The organism is Streptomyces sp. TRM70350 (assembly GCF_019219825.1).
Lineage (GTDB): Bacteria > Actinomycetota > Actinomycetes > Streptomycetales > Streptomycetaceae > Streptomyces.
This window is the reverse complement of the sequence record NZ_JAHUXH010000072.1, coordinates 1-3,748: the sequence shown is the minus strand read 5'-3', so window position 1 is coordinate 3,748 and position 3,748 is coordinate 1. Positions and strand designations below refer to the sequence as shown.

Annotated in this window: 1 protein-coding gene; it reads left to right on the top strand. The window is 75.9% G+C overall.

Translation table 11 applies throughout. The features are described from left to right. Positions 1–13: 13 nt before the first annotated feature. On the top strand, positions 14–3,748 hold a 3,735-nt coding region (locus tag KWI83_RS37505), incomplete at its 3' end, for an SDR family NAD(P)-dependent oxidoreductase (RefSeq protein ID WP_308122403.1).

Here is a 3,748-nt window from a genome sequence, read left to right as displayed (position 1 = left end):
CGCCGCTGCCTGTGTGGCCGGTGTGCTGTCTTTGGCCGACGGTGCCCGTGTGGTCGCGCTGCGTTCGCGGCTCATCGCCGAGCGGCTGGCCGGCCGGGGCGGCATGGTCTCCGTGGCCCTGCCCGAGGCCGCGGTCGGGGAGAAGCTCGGACCGTGGGCCGGGCGCGTCTCGGTCGCCGCGCTCAACGGCCCCTCGGCGGTCGTCCTGAGCGGCGACCCCGAAGCACTGGACGAAGTGATGACCTCCTGGTCGGCCGACGGGATACGCGTGCGGCGCATCGCCGTCGACTACGCCTCCCACTCGGCCCATGTGGCGTCCCTCGAAGCCGAGTTGCGCACCCTGCTCGACGGTCTGCGGCCCGGCGCCGCGGACATCGCGTTCCACTCCACCCTGCTCGGCGGGCCGCTCGGCGAGACCCCGCTCGACGCCGACTACTGGTACCGCAACCTGCGCGAGCCCGTACGGTTCGCACCCGTGGTGCGCGGGCTGCTCGACACCGGTCACGACGTGTTCGTGGAGATCAGCCCGCACCCGGTGCTGACCGCCGCCGTCCAGGAGACCGCCGAGAGCGCCGAGCGGACCGCCGCCGTCGTCGGCACCCTCCGCCGCGACGAGGACGGCCCGCGCCGCCTCCTCCTCTCGCTCGCCGAGGCCGCCGTCCACGGCGTGGCCGTCGACTGGACGGTGGCCTGCCCCGGCGGACGCCGCGTCGACCTGCCCACCTACCCCTTCCAGCGCCGCCGCTTCTGGCCCCAGGGCCCGGTCGCCTCCGACGCCACCGGCCTCGGCCTGACCGGCACCGGCCACCCGCTGCTCGGCGCCGTCACCCCGCTCGCCGGCTCCGGCGGACTGGTCTTCACCGGCCGCGTCCCGGCGGGCACCGAACTGCCGGCCGGCACCGTGGTGGACCTCGTCCTGCACGCCGGCGACGGCAGGAAGCTCGGCGAACTCACCGAGGAGACCCCGCTCGACACCGCCGGCATGGCCCTCCGCCTCCAGGTCACCCTGGGCGCGGAGGACGCGGACGGCAGCTGCCAGGTCGCCGTGCACTCCCGGCCCGCCGACGCCGGCGACGACCAGCCCTGGACCCGGCACGCGACCGGCGTCCTCAGCCCGCACACCGGCACCCCCGCGCCCACCGCACCCGAGGACGCGGACACCGACGTGACCGTCGAACTCGCCGACGAGACCGCGGGCGGCTGGGGGGTCCACCCCGCACTGCTCACCGACGCCCTGGCCGCCGTACGCCCCGGTCTCGTCCCGGTCACCTGGCGCGGCGTCACCCTGCACGCCGTGGGCGCCACCCGGCTGCGGGTACGGCTGCACCCCACCGGCGAGGACGCGTTCATGCTGCACGCCGCCGACGACACCGGCGCGCCGGTGCTCACCGCCGACTCCGTGAGCCTGCGCCCGCCGGCCACGACCGGTGCGGGCCGGGACCACGAGCTGTACCAGGTCGAATGGACGCCGGTCCCGCTGCCCGCGGCCGACGTCGACGGCATCGCCGTACTCGGCGGCCTCCCGCTGCCCGGCTACCCCACCTGCCCCGACCTGGCCGCCGTCACCGCCCTGGACACCGTGCCCGGCACCCTCGTGCTGCCGTGCCGGCAGCAGTCGCAGGACGACACCGCCGGCGCCGCCCACACCGCCACCCTGCGCGTGCTGACCGTCCTGAAGGAGTGGCTCGCCGACGAGCGACTGGCCCACACCCGGCTGGTCGTCCTCACCCACGGCGCGGTCCAGGTCGGCGACGAGGACGTCACCGACCTCGCCCACGCACCCGTGTGGGGCCTGATCCGCTCCGCCCGCGCCGAACACCCTGGCCGGCTCGTGCTGGTCGACGTCGACGGCCCCGACGCGCTCCAGCAGTTGCCCGCCGTCCTCGCCACCGGCGAACCGGAGATCGCCGTACGCGCCGACCGCGCCCTCGCGCCCCGGCTGGTCCGCGTCCCGCACACCGGCACGCCCACCGGCGACTCGCCGTGGCCCTCCGAGGGCGTCGTCCTCGTCACCGGCGGCACCGGCACGCTCGGCGCCCTCTGCGCCCGGCACCTGGTGACCGAACACGGCGTACGCCGGCTGGTGCTGGCCGGCCGGCGCGGCGACGCGGCCCCCGAGGCCGTGGCCCTCGCCGACGAACTGCGGGCCCTCGGCGCCGAGGTGACCGTCGCCGCGTGCGACGCCGCCGACCGCACCGCGCTGGCCGCACTGCTCGACCGGATCACCGCCGACCGACCCCTGGCCGGCGTCGTCCACGCCGCCGGTGTCCTGGACGACGGCGTCATCGCCTCGCAGACCCCCGAGCGGCTCGCCAAGGTGCTCCGACCGAAGGTCGACGCCGCCTGGAACCTGCACGAGCTGACCGCCCCCCACCGGCCGGCCGTCTTCCTGCTGTTCTCCTCCACCTCCGGCCTCTTCGGCGCGCCCGGCCAGGGCAACTACGCGGCGGGCAACGCCTTCGTCGACGCCCTCGCCGCACACCGCCGCGCCCAGGGCCTGCCCGCCACCTCCCAGGTGTGGGGCCTGTGGGCGCACGCCAGCGGCATGACCGGCCACCTGGGCACCGCCGACCTGAGGCGCGCCGCCCGCGACGGAGTGGTGCCGCTGCCCACAGCCGACGCGCTGGCCCTGTTCGACCGCGCCACCGCCGGCCCCGCCCCGGTCCTCGTCCCCGCGTGGCTGGACCTCACGTCGTTCGCCACCGGCGTTACCGCTGTACCCGCGCTGATGCGCAGGCTGGTCCGCGGCCCCGCCCGGCGCGCCGCCACCGCGGACACCGGACCGGAGACCCTGGCCGACAAGCTCACCGGCCTCACCGCCGCCGAACGCGAACGGAGCCTGCTCGCCCTCGTCCGCTCGCACGCCGCCGTGGTCCTCGGCCACACCGACGACACCACGGTGACCCCCGGCCGGGCGTTCAAGGAACTCGGCTTCGACTCCCTGACCGCCGTGGAACTGCGCAACCGGCTGGCTGCCGCCACCGGACTGCGCCTGCCCGCGACCCTCGTCTTCGACCACCCCCACCCGCAGGCCCTCGCCGACCACCTGCTGGCCGAACTCCTCGGCGAACCCGCCGAGGAGACGGCACCCGCCGTGACCCGCCCCGCCGCCGACGAGCCCATCGCGATCGTCGGCATGGCCTGCCGCTACCCCGGCGGAGTGACCTCCCCCGAGGACCTGTGGCGGCTGCTCGCCGACGAACGCGACGCCCTCTCCCCGTTCCCGGAGGACCGCGGCTGGGACACCGCCGGCCTCTACCACCCGGACCCCGAGCACGCGGGCACGTCGTACGTGCGCGAGGGCGGCTTCCTCGCGGACGTCGCAGGATTCGACGCGGACTTCTTCGGCATCTCCCCGCGTGAGGCCCTCGCCATGGACCCGCAGCAGCGGCTCGCCCTGGAGACCGCCTGGGAGGCCGTCGAACGCGCAGGGCTGGACCCGAAGTCCCTGCGCAGCGCGGACATCGGCGTCTATCTCGGCACCAACGGCCAGGACTACGCCCAACTGGTGCGCAGGACCGTCGAGAGCGCGGAGGGGTACGTCGGCATCGGCAACTCCGCCAGCGTGCTCTCGGGCCGTATCGCCTACACCCTGGGTCTGGAGGGCCCGGCGGTCACCGTGGACACGGCGTGCTCCTCGTCCCTGGTCGCGCTGCACTGGGCGATCCAGGCGCTGCGCAGCGGGGAGTGTTCCATGGCGCTGGCCGGCGGTGTCACCGTCATGGCCACCCCGGACGTCTTCATCGAC